18 protein-coding genes are annotated in these 22187 nt (G+C 46.0%); 11 read left to right on the top strand and 7 right to left on the bottom strand.

Annotated features, from left to right (window positions below; all coding sequences use genetic code 11):
• Nucleotides 1-68: 68 nt before the first annotated feature.
• From ACFFJH_RS03835 to ACFFJH_RS03825, 3 genes are all read left to right on the top strand, one after another.
• Complete coding sequence (locus ACFFJH_RS03835; RefSeq protein ID WP_390210178.1) at nucleotides 69-2483, top strand: ABC transporter permease; 2415 nt, start codon at nucleotides 69-71, stop codon at nucleotides 2481-2483.
• Between the two features lie 120 nt (nucleotides 2484-2603).
• Entirely contained in the window at nucleotides 2604-4982 is a 2379-nt protein-coding gene (locus ACFFJH_RS03830) for an FtsX-like permease family protein (RefSeq protein ID WP_390210176.1), read from the top strand.
• Nucleotides 4983-5151: 169 nt separating this feature from the next.
• Nucleotides 5152-5766 (top strand): esterase/lipase family protein, encoded by a 615-nt coding sequence (locus tag ACFFJH_RS03825; RefSeq protein ID WP_390210174.1) that lies wholly within the window; start codon nucleotides 5152-5154, stop codon nucleotides 5764-5766.
• Nucleotides 5767-5816: 50 nt separating this feature from the next.
• Here ACFFJH_RS03825 and ACFFJH_RS03820 read toward each other — a convergent pair whose 3' ends face one another.
• Both ACFFJH_RS03820 and ACFFJH_RS03815 read right to left on the bottom strand, forming a co-directional pair.
• The gene (locus ACFFJH_RS03820) at nucleotides 5817-7154 is read right to left on the bottom strand and encodes a sensor histidine kinase (protein WP_390210173.1); all 1338 of its coding nucleotides are present in this window, start codon (nucleotides 7152-7154) and stop codon (nucleotides 5817-5819) included.
• Nucleotides 7144-8511: a sigma-54-dependent transcriptional regulator gene (locus tag ACFFJH_RS03815; RefSeq protein ID WP_390210172.1), complete on the bottom strand. Its 1368-nt coding sequence runs from the start codon at nucleotides 8509-8511 to the stop codon at nucleotides 7144-7146. Before ACFFJH_RS03815 ends, ACFFJH_RS03820 begins: the two co-directional genes overlap by 11 nt.
• 375 nt (nucleotides 8512-8886) lie before the next feature.
• Here ACFFJH_RS03815 and ACFFJH_RS03810 point away from each other — a divergent pair, with 375 nt between their 5' ends.
• Nucleotides 8887-9480 carry a DUF4124 domain-containing protein gene (locus ACFFJH_RS03810; RefSeq protein WP_390210170.1) on the top strand — a complete coding sequence of 198 codons (594 nt, stop codon included), beginning with the start codon at nucleotides 8887-8889 and terminating at the stop codon, nucleotides 9478-9480.
• A 150-nt stretch (nucleotides 9481-9630) separates the two neighbouring features.
• Nucleotides 9631-9957, top strand: a complete 327-nt coding sequence (locus ACFFJH_RS03805) for a DUF4124 domain-containing protein (protein ID WP_390210169.1) — start codon at nucleotides 9631-9633, stop codon at nucleotides 9955-9957.
• Between the two features lie 189 nt (nucleotides 9958-10146).
• Here ACFFJH_RS03805 and ACFFJH_RS03800 read toward each other — a convergent pair whose 3' ends face one another.
• Together ACFFJH_RS03800 and ACFFJH_RS03795 are read right to left on the bottom strand one after the other, a co-directional pair.
• Complete coding sequence (locus ACFFJH_RS03800) at nucleotides 10147-11229, bottom strand: TFIIB-type zinc ribbon-containing protein (protein ID WP_390210168.1); 1083 nt, start codon at nucleotides 11227-11229, stop codon at nucleotides 10147-10149.
• A gap of 165 nt (nucleotides 11230-11394) precedes the next feature.
• Complete coding sequence (locus tag ACFFJH_RS03795; protein WP_390210166.1) at nucleotides 11395-12531, bottom strand: SPFH domain-containing protein; 1137 nt, start codon at nucleotides 12529-12531, stop codon at nucleotides 11395-11397.
• Nucleotides 12532-12898: 367 nt separating this feature from the next.
• On the opposite strand from ACFFJH_RS03795, the gene ACFFJH_RS03790 reads away from it, so the two are divergent.
• From ACFFJH_RS03790 to ACFFJH_RS03775, 4 genes are all read left to right on the top strand, one after another.
• Nucleotides 12899-13933, top strand: coding sequence for an AraC family transcriptional regulator (locus ACFFJH_RS03790; RefSeq protein WP_390210165.1), 1035 nt, complete (start codon nucleotides 12899-12901; stop codon nucleotides 13931-13933).
• Between the two features lie 192 nt (nucleotides 13934-14125).
• Nucleotides 14126-14644 carry a nuclear transport factor 2 family protein gene (locus ACFFJH_RS03785; protein ID WP_390210164.1) on the top strand — a complete coding sequence of 173 codons (519 nt, stop codon included), beginning with the start codon at nucleotides 14126-14128 and terminating at the stop codon, nucleotides 14642-14644.
• A gap of 137 nt (nucleotides 14645-14781) precedes the next feature.
• The gene (locus ACFFJH_RS03780; RefSeq protein WP_390210162.1) at nucleotides 14782-15846 is read left to right on the top strand and encodes a serine hydrolase domain-containing protein; all 1065 of its coding nucleotides are present in this window, start codon (nucleotides 14782-14784) and stop codon (nucleotides 15844-15846) included.
• A gap of 96 nt (nucleotides 15847-15942) precedes the next feature.
• The gene (locus ACFFJH_RS03775; RefSeq protein WP_390210160.1) at nucleotides 15943-16470 is read left to right on the top strand and encodes a DUF1203 domain-containing protein; all 528 of its coding nucleotides are present in this window, start codon (nucleotides 15943-15945) and stop codon (nucleotides 16468-16470) included.
• A gap of 25 nt (nucleotides 16471-16495) precedes the next feature.
• Here the strand turns inward: ACFFJH_RS03775 and ACFFJH_RS03770 are convergent, their stop codons facing one another.
• Nucleotides 16496-17104 carry a TetR/AcrR family transcriptional regulator gene (locus tag ACFFJH_RS03770; protein ID WP_390210159.1) on the bottom strand — a complete coding sequence of 203 codons (609 nt, stop codon included), beginning with the start codon at nucleotides 17102-17104 and terminating at the stop codon, nucleotides 16496-16498.
• Between the two features lie 213 nt (nucleotides 17105-17317).
• On the opposite strand from ACFFJH_RS03770, the gene ACFFJH_RS03765 reads away from it, so the two are divergent.
• Entirely contained in the window at nucleotides 17318-18439 is a 1122-nt protein-coding gene (locus ACFFJH_RS03765; protein WP_390210158.1) for an MBL fold metallo-hydrolase, read from the top strand.
• A gap of 88 nt (nucleotides 18440-18527) precedes the next feature.
• Here the strand turns inward: ACFFJH_RS03765 and ACFFJH_RS03760 are convergent, their stop codons facing one another.
• Nucleotides 18528-19265, bottom strand: coding sequence for a tetratricopeptide repeat protein (locus ACFFJH_RS03760; protein ID WP_390210155.1), 738 nt, complete (start codon nucleotides 19263-19265; stop codon nucleotides 18528-18530).
• A 369-nt stretch (nucleotides 19266-19634) separates the two neighbouring features.
• Here ACFFJH_RS03760 and ACFFJH_RS03755 point away from each other — a divergent pair, with 369 nt between their 5' ends.
• Entirely contained in the window at nucleotides 19635-21335 is a 1701-nt protein-coding gene (locus ACFFJH_RS03755; RefSeq protein WP_390210154.1) for an alkaline phosphatase D family protein, read from the top strand.
• A gap of 213 nt (nucleotides 21336-21548) precedes the next feature.
• On the opposite strand, the gene ACFFJH_RS03750 is transcribed toward ACFFJH_RS03755, so the two are convergent.
• Complete coding sequence (locus tag ACFFJH_RS03750; RefSeq protein WP_390210153.1) at nucleotides 21549-22004, bottom strand: nuclear transport factor 2 family protein; 456 nt, start codon at nucleotides 22002-22004, stop codon at nucleotides 21549-21551.
• Nucleotides 22005-22187: the final 183 nt, after the last annotated feature.

Genomic DNA, 22187 nt, shown 5'->3' with positions numbered 1-22187 from the left:
ATTTCAGCAGACTAGGATTGAAAAAATGGTGTGCGGGTTTCACCGGCCCTACCGAATTGGAGTAGCGAATGAAAATACGAGACTTAAAAATCGCATGGCGCATTTTGATAAAACAACCCGCGCATTCGCTTATCGTATTCATGGGCTTGAGCCTGAGTTTCGCCGTGTGCTTTTTATTGCTTGGTTATGCGAAATTTTCGTTTGAGTACAACGCGCACATTCCCGATGCAGATCGAATTTTTCTAGTAAAACATAGAGTGAATGCGTTCTCTCGACCTGTATGGGTTGGCTTTGGTTTGATGAGCTTGAATGAAACTATAGGCAAGAGTGGAATTCCGCATACGCTCATTAGTTTTTCTAGTCAAAAGCAGACCGTTGAGACCAATACGAAAGTATTACATTCCTTAAATATGGCTTATGTGAACGGAGCGTTTTCAGATACGTTCGCAGTGAAAACTGTGCAAGGAAACTTAGCTACGACGCTCGTAAAACCTGACGCCATCGCTGTAACAATTAGTACTGCTGAAAGGATTTTCAATACGCAAAAAGTGGTTGGAAATATACTGAAAATTGCGGATAAAAACGTGACGATAGGGGCGGTAATTCAAGACCCACCAAAAAATACTACAGTCAATTTCGAAGCTTTAGTCGGTACTAAAGAGGAAGAAAGTAACTCCTATATCAAATTGCCGTCAAATGTAGACGTGAGCATGGTAGAAAAATTTTTGCAAACTGCTGCGGATAATGTTCCCTTGGCAAAGCGTCTAAGAGAAGATTGGAAAACTGGTGGTGACCAAATATTGACTCGAAAACATGCAATCGAAATTCGCTTGACTAGCTTAAAGGACGCGTATTTCGATCGCGACTTAGGTAATTTTGAAGGTGTCTATCGTGGCAATAAAGGCATCGTGATCGCCTTAGTTTGCGTCGCCGTAGTCATTCTATTACTGGCAGCAACGGGTTTCATTAACTTGATGGTGGCGCGTACGATACGCAGACAAAGAGAGATCGGTGTTTATAAAATGCTGGGGGCGACGCGACTGCGTGTGGTCGGTCAATTTGTGACTGAATCCTTGTCGCTTACTTTCGCCGCGAATGGTTTAGGTTTGCTCTTGGCATGGCTCTTGTTGCCGTTATTTTCTGATTTGATGAATCGTCCTTTAGATAGCCTGTTTTCGCTTTCTAATTTGACGATGAGCTTAGTATTTAGTTTTGCGATAGGTTTGCTGTTAAGCGCCTATCCAACTTGGATTGCTTTACAAGTTAATGCCAATCAAGCGCTTGTCGGTCGAGGTAACAATGAAAGTGTAGGCGGGATGCGCTTACGCCGTGTTCTCACTGTTATTCAATTTTCAAGTGCCATTGCGTTTGGCGCAGTCGCGCTGGCGATTGCTTGGCAAACGTATTATGTGACCAAAATCAGTTTAGGATTCTCACCTGAGAAACTGTTAGTCTTGAGTTTGGTTCAGGCACCATTTGGCGGCGAGGGTGATGCGCAAAAAGCTGTTGAGGTTAAGATAAATTCTCAAAATAGAGCGTTTCAAGAGAGTGTGATGCGTCTTCCAGGTGTGCGCGATGTAGCATCGACGAATCAAGCATTAGGTCGGGACTTTATAGGTTTCAATTCGCCTTTAATTACACAAGACGATCGTAGGATATCACCAGTCGTGCATATGGTTTCGCCAAATTTCTTTACCGTCCACCAGATTCGCTCGATTGCCGGACGAGTCTATGATCCCACGTTAGATCTAGATGAAAAGCTTGAACGTATCGTTCTTAATGAGGCCGCTATCACGGCTTTGGGCTTCTCCACGCCACAAGCTGCGATAGGTAAAATTGTGATGTCGCGTAGTCGTAATAATGCTTGGCAGATTATTGGGGTCGTTCCCAACATACGTTTCCAAAACGCACATGAACAAGAAGCACCTCGAAGTTTTAAATTGAGCATGAGCAACTCAAGCTTGGTGATTCAGGTCGATACGGATTTATCTGAAGTGCAGGCAAAAATTGCTGCACTGTGGCGGGAATCCTTTCCCAACGACGTCATCAATATGGTCACCAATACGAGTTTGGTTGCGGAAAATTATGCTGAAGACATCCGCCTAACTAAGCTTTTAATCGCAGCGGCGATCATCGTCATGCTTAATGCTACTTTCGGCATCTATGTCCTCTCCGCTTACAGCGTACAAAGACGCGTACAAGAAATCGCGATCCGTAAAATCTACGGCGCGAAGACCAAGGCGATTGCGCTATTACTTGGTAAAGAGTTCGCTGTCATTATGCTGGGAAGTGCATTGATTGGTTTGCCTCTGGGAGCCTTTGCTATTTCGCATTATCTGGCCAGTTTCGTTGAACGTGCGCCGATAGGCGGGTGGACGTTGTTATTCGCTTTGAGTGTTGCATTGTTAATCGCCATAATCTCGAGCTTGCGACACGCGCTATTAGCGATGCGGATTTCTCCTATGCTTGCGTTGAGAGATTGAACATGGTGGTGGATATCGTAGGGCGGGTGAACCCCGCGCCGCCAGGCCTCCGAGCACACCAAGCATTATGAACACCTAAGCAGCGTGGGTTTCACCCGCCCTACGAAATTGGAGTAGTGAATGAAAATACGAGACTTAAAAATTGCCTGGCGAATTTTGTTAAAACAGCCGGGACATTCACTCATCGTCTTTTTGGGATTAAGTGTCAGTTTTTGTGTGTGTTTTTTGTTGTTGGGTTATGCGAGATACTCGTTTGAATATGATACCCATGTGCCAGATGCGAAGCGGATTTTTTTGGTGAAGCACAGGCTGAATGTGCTTGGTTATCCGGCGTGGGTAGATTTTAATGACTGGCCTCTTAAAGCCTCCTTAAGTCAAAGTGGGATACCACATCGCCTTTCCTTTGTAGGCATTGATTCGCCAAGCATGTCTGTTGATTCACGCACTGCACGCAAAACTTTGTTAGCGCATGTGGACGAAAATTTTCCAAGCATGTTCGCCATTAAGACGCTACAAGGCGATTTGCATGCGACCCTTGCGAAGCCAGATGCGATCGCCCTGACTGTGAAAACTGCCGCTAAATTCTTTGGAACTGAGCAGGCTCTTGGACGTAGTTTGACTATTGAGAACACGCCTTTCTATGTCGGGGCGCTGATACAAGATCCCCCTGATAACACCACCTTAGCGTTCGAAGCACTCAAAGGTTCACACGAGGAATCTTATCGCAGGGCTTACGTGCAATTGCCACCGCATGTGGATGTGCGCATGGTAGAAAAGCATTTGCAAGCAGTCGCAGATGAAACCCCATTTTCAAAAGCACATCAAAATCAAGCGACATCGAAAGTGCGGAATGCCAGCGAGAAAAAAGCGATAGAAATTCGTTTGACCAGTCTCGCTGATACCTATTTTGACCGAGATTTAGTGGGTTTGAATAATCTAGTTCGAGGCGACGGACGAATTGTGTTTGCCTTGAGTGCTGTGGCATTACTCATCTTATTTTTAGCGGCTACTAGCTTCATTAATTTGAATGTAGCACGAACATTGCGTCGGCAAAAGGAAATCGGTGTTTATAAAATGTTAGGTGTTAGCCGAACACGTATCATTGCGCAATTTATAAATGAATCTTTGCTCTTGAGTTTTGCTGCGACGATACTTGGTTTGCTTTTGGCATGGCTAGTGTTACCCCTATTTTCGGAATTGATGAATCGTCAGTTGGGTGAGCTATTTTGTCTTTCTAATCTCGCATGGAGTCTATTATTTGCGCTGATGGTCGGCTTGCTGATGAGTCTCTATCCGACATGGCTTGCCCTGTGTGTGAATGCGCAGCATGCGCTGGCCGGACGTGGAAATAGTGAAACTTTAGCGGGGACGCGCTTGCGTCACGGTTTGACGATACTTCAGTTTGGCAGTGCGATGGCGTTTGGAGCGGTGGCGTTGGCAATTGCGTGGCAAACCGCCTATTCGACCAAAGCCAATCTGGGATTTGTACCTGATAATTTATTAGTCCTGCCGTTCAATAGTGATCTCAGTGAGGCAGATAGTCGCACTTTTCGTGATGCACTTTTGCGGCTCCCTTATGTCAAGGATGTGGCGGTGTCGTTTTGGCCGGTCGGTGAGGACAAGGCTGGCGTTGGTTTTGCTTCGTTACGCGCATCGAACGGCATTAACGTCTACCCAAATGAGGAGGGCGTTTCGCTTAATTTCTTTGCTGTGCATGGCGTCAAATTTTTAGCGGGACGTGATTTTGACGCCAAGATTGATGCCCCCAAAGCTGCTAAAAAAATGGTATTGAATCTGGCCGCCGTGAAGGCTTTAGGTTTTCCTACACCGCAAGCAGCAGTCGGGCAATTTGTACAAAACATTAGAGGTAAGCCAGAGCAGGTACAAATTATTGGCGTGGTGCCGAATCTGCGTTATCGCAGCGCGCACGACGCAGAAGTTCCACGGAGTTTCATTCCTGCATTTTGGCCGAATACGTTGACCATTTTGACGGATGGAAATTTACCTGAAGCTGCGACCCATATCGCAGGATTATGGCAACAACATTTTCCTAAAGAGACATTCGACATCAAATCCAGCACCAGCCTCATCGCGCAAAACTACGAAGAAGATTTACGTATGAGCAAACTCCTGATGATCGCGGCGATCTTATCCTTGGTGATTGCGGCATCCGGCATCTATGTCCTTTCAGCCTACAGCGTACAAAGACGCGTACAAGAAATCGCGATTCGCAAAATCTACGGCGCTAAGACCAAGGCGATTGCGCTGTTACTTGGTAAAGAGTTTGCTGTGATTATGTTGGGAAGCGCATTGATTGGTTTGCCTCTGGGAGCTTTTGCTATCTCGCACTATTTGTCCAGTTTCGTTGAACGTGCGCCGATGGGTGGGTGGACGCTGCTATTCGCTTTGAGTGTTGCACTCTTGATCGCCATGATATCGAGCTTGCGACACGCGCTATTGGCGATGCGGATTTCACCGATGAGTGCGTTGAGGGATTGAAACATGGCGATGGAAAAATCGTATGGCGGGTGCAACCCGCACCGCCAGAACGCCAGGCACCTAAGCAGCGCGGGTTGCACCCGCTCTACGAGAGCTACACAGACTGCTGTTGATTTTACGAACCTCAATGCGATACCATTTTTGACTGATTTTTTACATAACAAACGCTATGCATATTTTATTCGTACACGGCCTTGGTGCATCGCCGATCTGGGGTGCGCCCTTACTTTTTCGGCTTAGGAAAGCCGGGCATAGCACTAGTAATTTTTCGTATATGGTCTCTCGGCATGATTTTGAAACCATTAAAAAGCGCTTAATGAAAACGATAGAACATATCGCGCAACAAGGTGAATACGCACTGGTTGGCCATTCACTCGGTGGCATTCTATTGAGAGCGGCTGTACTGGATCTCGCACCTGAAATTAGGCGTCCTGCGAAGCTTTTTTTGCTTGGCTCGCCGGTGACGTCGACGCTAGGTAGCCGCATACTTAAGGACTGCTTTTTATATCGCTTATTGGCGCGAGATTGCGGTCAGTTGGTCTCTACACAAAGGCGTATGAAAGCTATAGGCGTGCCACCAGTCGAGACGATTTGCATCATAGGAACCCGAGGTCGATATGGTCGATTCAGCCCATTTGGCAGCGCGTCGAATGATGGCATGGTGCAAGAGAAAGAGCTATGTGCAGAACGTTTCAGCCACGCTGTTAAGGTTGACGCCTCGCATTCATTTTTAGCTTTTAGCCGAGAGGTCGCGCAGTGTGCGATAGAGCACTTGGCTAGATGAAATAGCTGCTAATTCTAATTGTGATATCTCGTCATCAAATATCTAAGAACTCAAAGCGTAATGATGAAACGCGCGCCGCCCTTGACGCTTTGGGCATAGCGCACGGTGCCGTTATTGTTCTGTATTAGTTGTCGGGTCAGAGCGAGTCCTATGCCGCTGCCGTTGTCTTTGGTGGTGAAAAATGGGGTGAAGATGTGGGGCAGATGTTCTTCGTTGATGCCTTTGCCGTTGTCGGTGATTTCAATTTTGAGCCGTGAACCATGCGTCAATGCGGCTTGAATATCTACGTGCGCGGCGCTGGTATTGGCTGTCGCATCGTAGGCATTTTGAATCAGGTTAATTAGCGCTTGTTCCAGTTGTAGGGGATCGACGATGACTTCTAAATTTTGTGGTTCACATGCCCATGTCAAGCTGCCGCCACGATTTTTCCAACTTGGTGCGAATAGGCTTTCTAGTTGTGCAAATAAAGTGGCGAGCGCTATCCGTTGGGGCTGGGCGGGCTTTAAATTGGTTAAGTCACGCGTGTGATTGACGAAATCGGACAAGCCTGAAGAACGGCGGTGTATTGCCTCAAGTGCGGTTTGCAAATCTCGGTATGCGCCGTCAGTATGGCTTTGATCGAACAAGGATTTTTCATGCTCCAGTAGTTCACTCGCGGTGCGCGACAGTGAGGCGACTGGGGTGAGTGAATTGTTGATCTCATGTATCAATACGCGCAGCAATTTTAGCCAAGCGTTCTGGGCTTCTAGTTGCAGTTCACTTTCCACGGGCATCAAGGCGATGACTTGTACACTCTCACCTTGCAAGATGATTTGATTGTTGGCGACTAAGGCACGTTCTATGCCGCGTTCGGTTTCAAATTCTATGAGTGCGCGGCCTTGTTGTTTGAGAGATTTTAAGCTGTCGAAAAATTGATTTTTTTCAGTGACTCTGCCTGGTGCCAACAGTCGTCGTGCATGCGCGTTGAGTGGGTGAACCGCGGCATGCGATTTGACTGAAAATAGTGCGATAGGCGCGTGCTCTAATTGATTTTCACTATCGAATTGTTCTGTGCTTGTTGAGTCCGTTGCGTCCGCTGGACGTTGTGCGCGCGGTAGCGGTGGTGTGATTTCGCGTCTGGGCGGAATGCTGAGACGAATTATTTTTTGTACGTGAACGGCGAGTATGCTCAGGCTGATGATGGCGAGTAGAACACAAAGTACCCACAGCCGTGTTTGATCTATATCGGCCTTGTTTGCGTGCAATAGGCCCATCCAATACGTTGCCAGCCCAAATCCAAGTAATGCCAAGACATTGATCAAGTATGCTGCGACGCGTTGACCTGTGTTGCCTATCGCTTTGTTTGATGCATTGGATGCGTTCGGCGCATTGGATACCTTAGATGCCATGCTTTTCTAATTTTCTGTAGAGTGCTGCGCGACTCAGACCGAGCAATTTAGCCGCTGCGCTCATATTGCCCGCGGTTTGATTGAGCGCATTTTGTATCGTATTTTTCTCTATGGTTTCTAGGCGCAATTGATCTGTTGGCTGGGGCTTACTTATGATGGCGCTTATGTTGGTGTTTGCGTTGGTGTTGGCGGTGGAAGGCGGATTGAATCCCAAACCAAAATCTTGCACAGAATACGCATCTTCTGTGCCGAGAATGACGGCGCGTTCGCAGGCGTGTTTGAGTTCGCGAATGTTGCCACGCCATGTGTATTGGCAAAGTTCTTGAATCACACTCTCGTGAAGGTGACGTGCTGGTTTTTGGTAGCTTTGTTGGTAGTGTTGCAGGTAGTGATTTAGCAGTAGCGGAATATCTTCAGCGTGTTCACGTAGTGCAGGTACACGCAGCACGATGGTGTTTAAACGAAATAGTAAATCGGTGCGAAAACGTGCTGGATTGTAGAGATCAAGCTCGGAGAGATTGGTCGCGGATACGACGCGGACTTGAATTTTTTCTGACTGATTGCTGCCGATAGGCGTGACTTCGCGCCGCTCCAATGCGGCCAATAATTTGGCCTGCCCCGCCAAAGGCAGATTGCCGATTTCATCCAAAAAAATCACGCCGCCTTGTGCAGCTTGGAATCGGCCTTGCTTGTCCGTGCGTGCATCGGTGAATGCCCCTTTTTTGTAGCCGAATAATTCCGACTCTAAAGTGGACTCTGGTAAAGCGCCCATATCCACGGCCATGAACGGTGCTTGTCTACGTGGTGAACCTTGATGTATGGCTTGCGCCACGAGTTCTTTACCGACACCGTTTTCGCCTAATATCAAAACATTGGCTTCGGTTGGTGCGATGCTATTAATCATATTACGCAGGGCTTGCATTGCGCGTGAGTCGCCTAATAAAGTGTTGCTAGCAAAGGCTTTTGGCGACGGTGCTTGCAACGTCAGACTTGTTATCATGGCGAGTAGACGTGCATTGTCCCATGGCTTGGTGATGAAATCGGCTGCGCCTAATTTGAGTGCTGCGACCGCCAACGGGACATCGGCATAGGCGGTCATGGCAATCACTTTGCTTTTCGGATGCTGCTCTTGTAAGTACTTGAGCATCGCCAAGCCTTCTGCACCATCGGTGTAACCTTTACTGAAGTTGAAATCGAGTAGGATGCAATCGGCTCGATAACTAGACAACAGTGCGCGTGCCTCATCAGGTGAATGTGCAACGCGCACTTCAGAAAAATGTCTTTGCAGTAGGAGTCGAGCCGCAGTCGCGACATCTAGGTCGTCGTCGATGATGAGCAGTTTGGCAGTATGCAGCATGAAGAAGTGCTTTCAAACGAAAGAGTCATTCTAGCCTTGGCAGGCACTTGCTACAAGGCGCTTGAGACGAAAAGTTGAGACGAAAAGTTGAGACGAAAAGTTGAGACGAAAAGCTGGCACGAAAAGCTTGGCACAAACTCCTTACGTTACATGCTATGTCGCTAGTTTGATGGAGGTCTTATTTGAAGTATTTTTACAAATCTTGAAGAGGGTTTGTTAGCGCATATAGCTGCCGAATTTTGAAAGCTGACGATGCACTTGTGCATTGCTTTATAATAAATACTTACCATATTTAAGCTAACTGTTATGCCCCATTTTCTAACTTATAACAAGCAAACCTTGCGCTCGGCTATGGTGTGCTTATTTGTGCTTTGCATGAGCGAAAATTTGTATGCTCAGGGAGTGTATAAGTGGCTTGATAAAGATGGAAAAGTACATTATGGGGATAAGCGGAATGCACCTAGTACATCAAAAGAAAGCGATATCAAACCATCAAAATTGCCTACTACCAGCTCGAATCCGCCTCAGATAGATCTAAATCCTAATCGAAAACTTCAGGTGGTCGAGGCTCCTCGTATCATTCAGCCGCCGAATTTTGATCATTTACCTACTTCACCAGCTGGCCGTATTACATCATTAGCCCCCCCTTCTGCGCCAGATTTTTCCCGCATGGCAAAGCCAGAAAAATGGCCAGAATACAAAACTCGAATGCCAGTTAAGAGTTCAGAAAATGCCTATGTTTTGGCGATGGGCGAGGCCGCTCTACAAAAGTGTGTTGCCTTAGCGGTTAATTTGCACAGTATGGATTTTGGCGCAGAGAGAAATGCTGCGCATGATCATTTCATGGCAAGCTGTCCAAAGGTCAAAGTGGAATGTTGGGCGTATCGTAAAAAGCCTGAAATGAATAGTTGCGAAGCGAATGCAGCGGTGGGTAAGGGGCCTATCTCCGTCTTTAAAACAACTGATTGAAGACTATTTGGGAGTAGATTTGTTTCAGACTTTGTTGCTGTTGAAGGCTACAATAGCGTAGATCGGTGAATCAGCTTGGGTACGAGGAATTGATCGCTCAAACAACAATTAATCACACATTACTTGATCTCTATTTTATTGAATAATTTGATGGAAATACATATAAGCATTTTCTTCGCTGCGCTAAGTTTCGCTAGCGTAGCAAGCGCTGAAATATATAAATGCCAGGGTGCTGATGGCAAATTAAAATACACAGATCGGCCTTGTTATAAAAATAGTGAACAACAAACGGTCGTTAAGCTTGTCGTGCCGCCTCCCTCAGTAACGCCCTTTAATAGACCTAGTTTGAAAGAACAGGACGAAGCATTTAAAGAACGTCATAAAATGCGTCAGGATTATGAACGATGTTTGGCTGATCCTATGAGTATGATGTGTTTCGGCCCGAATGAATATGCTGTGCGTCGTCCTAAAAAATAGCGTACCCATCATGAAAGAAATAGGGCGTCCTACAAGTGTGGTTTCGAGTAGATACAGCGCTTTTCAGCTTGACATAAACTTTAGGTGGTTCGACGCTCGTTCATGTAGATGTGATGTCTCAGTATTGATCGCATGCCTAGTTGCTCACTTTTCCGAGCTTGGTGCTATCGTTTTTTTGTAAATTTTCATCTACTTCTTAGTCAAAGCAATCACCACCATCACCGCCACAAACGCCAATAAAACTGCGCCCGCAATCTTCCAATACGAGTAAGGTCGCTCGCCTTGTACTTCCCCTGTTTGCCCATTGACTAAGAAGCGATATGTCTTCTCGCCGTATTTGTAGGACGATAACCAGATCGGTAGCAAGATGTGTTTGAAACTGATGTTGAAATAGCGCGGTTGCATGGACGTGATGCGTTGATGGTCGCCGCCTATGTCGCGACAAATGGCGTTGCGGATTTCGTCTTCCATGATGGCTCTGGCGTCGACGAAACCGGGTTCCAGCCCGACTTGATAGGCTTCGACGGTGAAGCCTGATACGTAATCATCGCGATAGCCTTGCAGTTTGTCGAGATGCCACGGCGCTAGGTTGGCGGCGTACTGTTTGGGTAAGGTGTTGGAGGCGATGACTAAGACATCGTCGAAGCTGACCTGTACTTCGCCTGATGCTGGATACCAATTAGTTTTGGTGACTTGACGGGTTTTGGTTTCGCCATCTTGCACATAGCTTTCGGTGACGGTGTAATCGACTCCACGCTGACCCTGATATGGGGTGTCGGAGTCGGCGTCGTAGGTCCAGTAAGGCGTGTAAATACCTTTTAAGCCACGTTCGGCACGATAGGCATTTTTGAGGGCGTTGGGCGCGAACCAAAGGCCGCCAACCCAATCGCTAAATTTTTTGCGTGCTTCGCTTTCTTTAATTTCGAATGGGGCGATGGCCTTGGGTTGAATTTGACGTTTGGCATAGGCATTGGCTGCGATCATAGGCGCGGCACAAAATGGACAGCGATCAGAAACAATATTTTGTCCAAATTGAGATTGTGCACCACAGCCTGTGCACTTAACGGTTTGCTGTTCCAGCACCGCTTCGTTACCGGCTTGCTTGCTTAAATATGCTTGATAATCTAATTCTTCATAAGCAACCGCTTGTTCGCTTGCCTCTGCTTCGATTTGATTTTGATTGCCGCAGTAAGGGCATTTCAGCGCGAGCTGGCCGGGAGCGAATTCTAATTTGGCACCGCATTGGGTGCAGGGATAAGTTTTGGTAGTCACGTGCTAGTCCGAAGAAACGAAGGTGGGTCTGGGATCGGTGGAATTCAGTGATGTTGTAGGGCGGGTGCAGGCCGCGCTGCTTAGTCGTCAGTCAATCAGTAAGTCGCGTTCGACGTTTTGGCGGCGCGGGTTTCACCCGCCCTACGAATTTATGCCTAGCCTTATTTATTGTGGCGGCAGCGGTGGTGGCATTGCTGCAAACAAGTCGTGCAAATCTGCTTGCTCACAGGCTTTGGCCCAGCCCGCCATGCCTTGACGCCAGACCAGACTTTCGCGTGTCAATGTGCCATTGGCGACTTGTGCTTGTAAAGCTGTGCGTTCGAAAGGGCCGGCTTGTGCGCCATTGATGGCGACGAAGTAAGGCGTTGCGCCCGGTAATGGCGGAGGCATTGCAGCAGAAGCGGGGGCTGCTGTGGTCGCTTGTGCTGGATTTTGTGCGCCAAACAGATTGCCCATACTTTGATTGAGCATACCGCCTACGCCAACACCCATCATCGCGCCCGCCATGCCGGGGTTTTGTGCTGCATCGCGCAGCGCTTGTGCGCCTTGGTATTGGGCGAATTGCTGCATATTGCCAATCGCGCGCATGGCACCTTGTTGATCGATGGCTTTTTCAACTTCTTCTGGCAGACCGATATCTTGTACTTGGACTTCGCATAGTTCTAAACCGTATTGTTCAAAATCACCGGCGATTTTTTCTTGTATGCGTTGGCCAACCACCGTGACTTTGCTTTCAAGATCAATCACTGGTACGCCGATTTCTGGCATCACTTCTTTGATACGCAAGCCAATTTTGCCGCGCAGGTTTTCTTCTATGTCTTGAATCGTGAAGTCTGCTTGTGTGCCAACGAGTTCGAGCAACACGGTTTTTGCATCGCGAATGCGTAAGCCGTAAATACCGAAAGCCGTCACACGTACCACACCAAATTCAGGATCGCGCATGGTGGCAGGACCGGCTGTGCCCCATTTTAAATTGGTGAAACGCGTGGTTTTGAAGAAATAGACTTCAGCTTTAAACGGACTATTAAAGCCATATTTCCAGCCTTTGATCGTACTTAAGAGAGGCATGTTCTCGGTGCTGAGTTCATACATGCCAGGCATGAAGACGTCGGCGACTTGTCCTTTACCCATTTGGCCTTCGTTCACCATGACCGCCACTTGGCCTTCACGTACGGTTAATTTTGCCCCCATCTTGATTTCATTCTGGTAGCGCTCAAAGCGATGCACCATCACATTGGGATTGTCGTCTAACCATTCGACGATATCGATGAATTCATTACTTAGTTTATTCCATAGTCCCATGGTGTTCTCCCATCTTTAATGTAAAACGACATTACGGCAAAATTGCGGTGAAAGGTGTACCAGCAAAATCATTGAGTTAAATTAGCACTTGTATCTGTGCTTGTTAAAGCTATAGGCGATGCTAAGTCAACATTATTTCAGCTTTGTTTCAGCATAGTTTCAGCATAGTTTCAGCGACATAGTATTGCTTATTTGGCACAGTACCACAAGTGCTGCGCATGGATTAGAAAAGTGAATTCATCGATTTACTTGCATCCAGAAGAGATTGTTCAGATCTCTGCTTAGTTCATTTATAAGCTGACTAGGGGTGTGCGAATAAGTTTATACTCGCGTTTTTCGTTTGCCATCAAATCCTTCGCATTCACCCATGATCTCAGGTCAATTCTTATTTCTATTTAGCGCACTCGGTGCGATGAACGGCATTTTATTAGCGATTTATTTTTTTAGTCGCCGTCCTCATCGCATGGCGAATAGCATGTTGGGTGCGTTATTGTTGGCGATCTCAGTACGTACCGCCAAATCGACTTTTTACTTTTTTAATCCAAGTCTTGCGGTCGAATTTTTGCAATTTGGTATGTCGGCTTGTTTGTTAATCGGACCTTTGACCTATCTTTATGTGCGCTACCATTTGGCCGATTTACGGCAAGAAGTCGCTGGGCGAGAATGGTGCTGGCATCTTGGCTTGTCATTTTTTGTGATTAGTCTTGGTCTGCTCTTTCCGTATTCTGAATACCCTTACATCTGGCGCCATTCTATGTATGGCATACATGCGTTTTGGTTCTTGTATTTGTTGGCAGCGGCTTGGCAGTTGTGGCAATCACGTGCGATTTTGTTCAACGCGAACGCACATATAGCCCGCAGCACCTTACTTCTCTTTAGCGTCTATTGTAGTAGCTGTTTGATTTTGATCGCTTATCTGAGTACGCCGTTAACGTCGTACATTGTTGGCGCTCTATCATTCACCTTCTCCGTACACATTACGGTGGTCGTATTTATGCTACGCAAGCAAGCACAGGTAGAGACAATAAAAAAAGAAAAGTACCAAAACCGCAAGTTGGCAGAGGATGATGCGCTAAGCTTATTGAGCTCATTGCATCAGGTCATGTATGAACAAAAATTGTATTTGAATCCTAATTTGACGCTAGCGCTCTTGGCCAAAAAAACGGGCAGTTTGCAGACGACTGTTTCTCAAGTCTTAAATGACAAGTTGAACAAATCTTTCAATCTTTATGTCAACGAGTTTCGTATCGAAGATGCCAAAAAAATCATACTAAACGAGCCACATTTGAATATGGAGTTGGTCGCAGAACGCTGTGGCTTCAATTCTAATTCCACCTTCTTCGCGGCGTTTAAGAAAATCACAGGACAGACGCCTGCTAGCTACCGTGCTGCTTCTACCTAATAAAATATAGACACTTTGCTCTCTGAAATTATGATTCTGCAGTCCTAAATCACGGTTTGCGAATACCAAATCGCCGAATCACAGTACATTGCCCTCCTAGCGAATCGGGCACTAAGGTGAATAGAACCTCGGTGAGTAATCTTTCCCTTTCGCCTTTTGATAATTGATGTTAATTCTATCTAGGGTGAGTATATGAAGTTACGCAGCGCCATCTTTTCCATTAATCTTTTCTTCGCGTTCTACCTCTTGTTTGGGCTGATGGCTAGGGCTGAATCCTTTTCTTTATTCCCAGCTATGGTTGGCGCAGATCTTTCTCAAAATGGACAAAAGCAATTTGCAGCAGAGGAAAAGACCGAGCTAAATCAGATTAGGCTTGTTTTGACTGACTATATAGAAGGTACGGCGAATGGTGAACCTGATCGTGTACGCCATGCTTTTCATGACGAGCTTAATCTCTACTCGGTGAAAAATGAGAATTTGGAAGTCTGGAAAGGTAAAACCTATATCGACAATATTCAGATAGGAAAGAAAAATACTCGTCAAGGACGCATTGTTTCCATCGATTATGAGAAAGACGTCGCCATCGCAAAAATCGATATACTCGTGCCAGGATTTAGGCTTTTTACAGACTATTTGATGTTGGCCAAATTAAACGGAAATTGGAAAATCATACATAAATCCTTTACCTCAAGATCGGTTACGTCTCGTTGAATAGGAAACTGAGTCAGTAACTGAGTGGACAACTACGTAGGCAACCTCACTGGATGGCCTAAGAAACAATCGTGTGATTGCGCGCCATCGGTCGATCTGGCGCTTATGACGAATTACCAAATGAGAGAGGAAAAATAATGTTGATTATGATAGAGCGACTTTGCTATAGCCTTGTGCTAATGCTTGCGCTGACAGCCAATGTGCACGCTGGCGTTTCAACCTCAAACGAGATTGATCGTTATGTGCGAGAGATGCAGGAAGCGCATCGCATACCTGGCCTTGCATTGGCGATAGTGAAAGAGGGCAAGCTAATACACCGGGCTAATTATGGTTTGGCCAACATTGAGTTTTTAGTACCTGTTTCAGATGACGCTGTGTTTCCCTTATTTTCCACTACCAAGATTTTTTCAGTGGTCGCAGTGCATCAATTAATAGAGCAAGGAAAATTATCCTTGGATAGCAAATTGGCGGATTTTTTGAATGATTTACCTGAGGCATGGCGTGAGGTAAAAATCAAACATTTACTAAGTCATTCATCTGGATTGCCCGATATCCTTGCGTATGAAAATTTGCCTGAAGTCGAGGCGCAACAGACGGTGTATGCGCAGGCGATAATATTTAAACCCGGCGCTCAGTTTGATTACAATCAAACGAATTATTGGTTACTCAATCGTATTTTTCAGAAGTTACTTGGTCAAAGTTTGAGTACACATATTTTGGAAAATCAGTTTGCAGGAACGCAAGCTTCGGTATTTTTTGAAGGTAATCATCTCGCTGTTATGCCAAATTTTAGTTCAGGTTATAACAATACGGCAGACAAACTCACCAAGCGGAATTGGCATTTTCCCCAATATAACTATGGTGCAGCCGGTTTGAATTTGAGTATGGATGCTTTTCTCAATTGGAATAAGAAGTTGGATGAGGGGGGCTTACTCACATCGACCAGCATGACAAACTTACGCCAAGCTTTTCTCTATGCTCAACCAAGAAAATTTACCCACGGTTGGGATTTAATTGAATTGAATGGTGTTGCTACTTATGGATTTACAGGTGGCATGGCTACCGCTTTTCGACAAGTGCCACAAAAGAAAATGACACTTATTTTGTTAGCGAATGCCATGTTCATTCACACTGCGCAGCGACCTAGTTTGGAGGCGATAGTCAATCGACTTTTATTGATGGCAGAGTCATTGCCGCAATAGGGAATGTTTGAATTGCATGTCCGAATTTGGCGATCATGATTGTTGGTAATGCTAGACAATGGCAGCTCTTCAACCACAATCTATATGGTGTAAAGCATGGAGCAAAGAGCAGAGCAAAACTCGCAGTCAGATTCATTGTATAAAATCATTCCCGTTAAGCCAGAATTTCTACAACGCGCCCGTGGCATGGGCGTGGATGATCAAGCTCAGCCAGTCGAGCGACTGATTGCGAGTGGTGGCGAACCGTGTAGAGATAGTTTATATCGTGCCAAGGCAGGCGAAGAACTGATACTGGCGAGTTATTGTCCGTTTGAAATTGCTGGGCCGTATAAAGAATATGGCCCTATCTTTATTCTCGCCAACGAGCTTGATCACTCCGCAATCTCATCAAGCTCGTCAGTCTCATCAGATGTAGCTGGGCTCATTGAAAATCACTATTTGGGCGAGCAATTTGTTCTACGTGCCTATTCTGCTCAAGAACGGATTGTCGATGCTTGTCTGAGTTCTCCAGCGCTGGTTGAAAGTGATTTGCATCGCCTCTTTATGCTCGATGAGGTGAAGTTTGTTTTGGTTCGTTTTGTTGCTTATGGTTGCTATGCTTGCCGCATAGAGCGTGCGATTTAAAAATAAATGCAGCGAAAATTGACGTCTATTTTTCGTAATACTGCAAAAACATATCCGCCGTTAGTTGTATGATTTTTTTCTGTTGCGCTTCATTGAGTAGTGGCTGACCCATCGCGATTTGTGGCCAAAAAGCGAGCGACTTTAATTGACCTTGCAACATATCGCCCATCAAGATGGCGTCCCCGGCTTTGAGTTTTTTATCGGCCTGTGCGGCTTTGATCCAAGCGACTATGCCTTCTTCACGTTGGCTGAGTTTATCCACCATATCGCGCGCACGTTCTGGCGTGTGTATGGTGGCGGCGACAGCGACGCGAACTAAATCCATGAAGTCTTGGTCACACATCATTTGCATTTTTTTATTTAAAAAATCATGTAACTGTACCTTGAGCGTACGGTCTTTTTGATATGTGAATTCATTTTGCGCAGCAGCGCTTTCCCACAAGTGCATTAAGATCGCCGCGAATAAATCTTCTTTACTAGGAAAATGGTTATAGACCGTGCGCTTGGATACTTCTGCGCTTGCCGCAATCTTGTCCATGCTGGTGGCCTCAAAACCATTGCTGCGAAATTCAGCAATCGCCGCTTGCAGAATTGCGCTACGTTTGCGATCGGTTTGACGTAAGGGCGTAGACATGGGCTTTCAATCAAGATTTGTGGGGTTACATAAATTTTACACTAAGTAGTTTACTTATTTAAAGTTTGAAACTACACTGTGTAGTGTACTTTCTGTTTTATTTAAGTCTCTTTGTCCAAAATAGCGCTAAAACTTAATTAGTGATCAAATGTGTTAATCAGTGAGCTGGTAAGCGAACGCGATTTCGCATCCATAAAATGAAAGAATTTTTCTATGTCTCTGAGTGTCGATAATAAAGCAGTTATAGCGCCTGATCAGGCTACATCAGCAAAAGTGAAGCCTGCTAAATTCAAAAATGCGCGTGCCTTGCGTGAACCCGGCTTTTTAAAAACACTGGGAATCGCTCTAAAATTTTTCTTCAATAAACCAAAAAATACCCAACCCGCAGGTAGTATTCCAGTGATGGAATTGACACGTGAACAATTGCTAGCGGCACCCGATAATACTTTGTACCGATTGGGACATTCCACTTTATTGATGAAAATGCAGGGCGTATTTTGGTTAACTGATCCAGTGTTTTCTGAACGCGCATCGCCGTTTCAATGGATGGGACCTAAGCGTTTTCATCAGGCACCGATTAGCATTGCTGAGCTGCCACCACTCAAGGCAGTGATTTTGTCGCATGATCATTACGATCATTTAGATCATGCCGCCATTATGCAACTCGCTGATAAAGTTGAGCATTTCATTACACCGACTGGTGTGGGAGACAGGTTGATTGCGTGGGGTATTCCAGCGGAAAAAATTCAGCAATTAGCATGGTGGCAAAGTACTTCAATCAAAGGCCTAGAAAATGCCGTTGAATTGGTGGCGACACCGGCGCAACATTTTTCAGGACGTAGCTTAGGTGATCGTGACCAAACTTTATGGGCCTCTTGGACTATCTTGAATCAAGATCAGCGTATTTTCTTTAGCGGCGATACGGGCTATTTTGCAGGCTTCAAAGAGATCGGTGATAAATATGGACCGTTTGATTTAACCCTGATCGAAACCGGTGCTTACGATAAGCAATGGCCGGATGTACACATGCAACCTGAGGAAAGTTTGCAAGCGCATTTGGATTTGCGCGGTAAATATTTGCTGCCCATTCATAACGGGACTTTTGATTTGGCGCTGCACGCTTGGCACGAACCTTTTGATCGCATCCTTGAATTGGCGCGACGACATCAAGTCAAAATCAGCACCCCCATGATGGGCGAAGCCGTTGATATGGCAGAAGCGCAAGCGGGGCAAGCGTGGTGGTTAGAGCAATTGCCATCGCTACAAACCAATAAAAAGGCCAATCAAAAGAACAAGCAAAAAGTCGCTTCTTTGTATTCTGTTGTTGCAGAATAAAGAAGCGAGTGCCAAAACGTAGTGGCACTCGCCTTGGTAGTTGTACAGAGAGATCGCGAGTCTGAACTTAGCCTAAGCTACCGAAAATTTATTTAGATTCTTTGAGCGCCAAAGCAATCGCCTTAGAAAAATTACCTGGCTTGACGATTTCTGCTGCTAACTGGGTGGCGGATTCAACTTGTTTGGGACCCATACGAGTGATAGCCACCGCTTTTGCTTTGGCGCCATTGCTGGCTGGGTCCGTCGCAATCAGCTCGAACAGTGCTAAAGCAACCACGGGGTTTTGTGCGACACCTTGGCCTTCTTTGTACATTACCCCTAAGTTATAGATCGCACTTTCGTGTTTTTGTTCAGCGGCTTTAGCAAACCAGATAGCGGCTTTGATTTCATCTTTAGGAACGCCTTGGCCGGTGTAGTACAGCGTACCAATATTGGTCTGTGCTTGAGCGTGTCCTAATTCAGCCGCTTTGTTATACCAACTGATCGCTTGCGCAAAGTCTTGTGCGACGCCTTGACCTTTGTGATACATGACACCTATGCAGTATTGAGCCGAGACATCGCCTTGCTCAGCCGCTTTGTCGAACCAGCTCATCGCAAGTTCATAATTTTGTGGAACGCCTTGTCCATTGCTATACATCAGGCCAAGATTCGCTTGGGCGAAAGCATCGCCACGTTTCGCTTGGCGTGAGAATTCTTTATAAGCAGTCGCGTAGTCGCCCGCTTTGTAGGCGGCGAGAGCTTCAGGGTTGCCAGCGTTAGCTGTGTTGAGGGTGGAGAGAATACTTGTGAGGAGTAGGGTGATTAGTTTGGTTTTCAGGTGTTTCATTTTTGAAAAGTGCTTGATTTGTAAAGGTATAGATATTTCTAATCATAAGTCATTCTTATAATTTTCTGATTGTTATACGGTGCAAAATTGGTCTTACCGAATTTAGTGTTGCGTATTTACGCCATTTGCGACTTTTGGGTGCAAGCGAAAAAATATGACGGTGAAAATTGCGGCCTTAAATTAGGTGGAGTGCACCTAAATTGTGCATTATTTTTTTACGCTTAGATTTGGATAGTCATCATTTGTTGAGAATTCATGTTTCGAACATTTCTTCTAATTCGAATAATCTCAGTGTCATTACCCTATTAGGTCATTGATGCGTCATATTCGCTTAATAAGATCGAGGCCTTTTCTACTTAGAGGCCGGTCATGAAAATTCAAAATTCACGTCGTCAATTTATCCGAGCATTCGCAGCGTCCACCGCAGCCGCGTCAGGCAGTCTCGCATTGAGTGCTTGCGGTGGTGCTGGTACTGCGCCAGTGTTTGCTAGTTTCGAACACGGCGTCGCCAGTGGTGATCCACTCAGTGATCGCGTCATCATTTGGACGCGCGCGACGCCTTCATCCAATTATGATGGCAGAGACTTTGAGATTACTTGGCAAGTCGCGGCCGATGAGCAATTTTCTAAAATTGTGAAGTCAGGCAGTTTTGTGACTAATGCGAATCGTGACTTCACGGTGAAAGTAGATGTCACAGGATTGACTGCCAATACGGTTTATTACTACCGTTTTAATTTCGATAGTCGTGTTTCACCGACTGGGCGTACTAAAACACTGCCGGTCGGAAACGTCGATCAAGTGAAGTTGGCGGTGGTTACCTGCTCTAATTATCCTGCTGGCTATTTCCATGTCTATGGCGAAATCGCTAAGCTCAGCGACATTGATGCCGTGATACATCTGGGTGACTATATCTATGAATATCCACGCGATGGTTACGCCTCGCAAGATGCCGCGAGCTTGAATCGTTTGGTTGAACCCAAAACAGAAATTATTACACTCAGCGATTACCGCAGCCGTTATGCGATTTACCGCAGTGATACGGATCTACAAGCGGTGCATGCGAAAACTGCATTTATCACGGTCTGGGATGATCATGAATTCGCTAATGACACTTGGATTGGCGGCGCGGAGAATCATGATCCAGTCACTGAAGGACCATTTAGCGCACGTCGCGCAGCGGCTTTGCAGGCTTATCATGAATGGATGCCGATTCGTTTGCCTGATGCTAGTAAAAATGATCGTATTTATCGCTCATTTGATTTTGGTAGCCTAGTCTCATTACACATGCTAGACACGCGTTTGATTGGACGAGAGAAGCAATTATCATATGCCAGCTACATCAGTGCGACAGGTGCTTTTGATGCCGCAAAACTTGCGCAAGATATGAGTAATCCTAACCGCCAATTGATGGGAGCAGAACAGAGCGCTTGGTTGCAATCGCAAATGACGAAATCGACAGCGACCTGGCAGATATTGGGGCAACAGGTATTAATGGCGCGCATGAATATTCCTGCGCCATTAGTGCTTGGCCAAATTGGTTTTTCTGATTACACCAAATTGTTGGTGAAAGCACAAACTGCATCGGATACGCTAACCGCAACCGATAAAGCCATCTTGGCGCAACCTGCTATTCCTTACAATCTGGATGCGTGGGATGGTTATGCGGCGGCGCGCGAAACGGTTTTTGCTACAGCAAGAACCTTAGATAAAAATTTGATCGCCTTAGCCGGAGATACGCATAATACTTGGGCTAGTGATTTGACTGATATGAGCGGCAATGCGATTGGTGTTGAGCTTGGTGTCACCTCGGTGACCTCGCCAGGTTTTGAAGAAATCTTCGCTAAGGAAGACCCGGCCGCCGTCGCAGCAGGACTTGAACAAATCATTGGACCTTTGGTGTACGCAGAAACCAAAAATCGTGGCTACATGATCGTGACCGCAACGCCGAGTGAAACTCGTTCTGAATGGCGTTATATCAGCACAGTAAAATCAAAAAATTACACTCTGGTTGCGGGAAAAACACTGAAAGTATTGCCAGGTAAAGCTAATCGGAAATTGTTAGCGGTTTAGTTAATGGTTTAGTTTGTGGCGTAGTTTTCGATGCGGTTCGCTGCGCGGTTAGTAGCGCAGTTAGCAGCTAAAGTTGGCATGAACGGGTACTTAGTCAACGAATTTAAGTTTGGACTAAGTTTGAGCTAAGTACCCGTAGTTGATAGTCGGTTTAAAACTTTGTGTCGGTGAGCACTATTCGACGCGGATGGCTAGAGTCGATTTCGTAGAATTTCATTGTGTTCTTTTGGGTTTGCTATACCAGAGCGCGTTCACAATAATCCAGCGCTCGCCAAATTTCCCCATATGAAAATAATCGACAAACCACGGTGTTTCTAACCGAACTGAGGCAGCTGTATCGGTGACATCCAGCACTTTGCAACTGCGGTTCCACTGTTCCGGAGCCGTTTTCAAGGCACCGTTTTTAGTCAGGGATACTAATTCCTCTTTAGACATACGGCGCAAGCCTAGTCGCTCATCGGGCGTGTCACCAATCACTGAGCGCTTCGCTAAGTCCGGATGTAGGGAGCGCGCCACACGGGCAGGATTCGCTTCCAGTTGACCGTCTATGTAATCGAAACAAGTCGCTTCAATGGCTGTGATGGTCGCTTTATCGACCGTACTATCGGGGGCATCGCTCGCATGACCAAGCAGTGCGGCGAAGAGTAAAAGTGCTGAATAGCTCATCATGTTATTCCTGGCTAATGACGCGAGAATTTGAAAATCGACGTTTTGATATGACTAGATCAGTCTCGCTTAGTTCCTATTTTAATTTCCGCATCTAACGAACAAAACCTCAGATAGTGGTTCTGAGGAATGTAACATTGCTTAACTTTTTAATTTTTCACCTAGGTTTAGAATGCGCTCTTTCTA

The organism is Affinundibacterium danionis (assembly GCF_042432465.1).
GTDB classification, from domain to species: domain Bacteria; phylum Pseudomonadota; class Gammaproteobacteria; order Burkholderiales; family Burkholderiaceae_D; genus Undibacterium; species Undibacterium danionis.
This window is presented reverse-complemented; position numbering and strand designations above follow the sequence as displayed.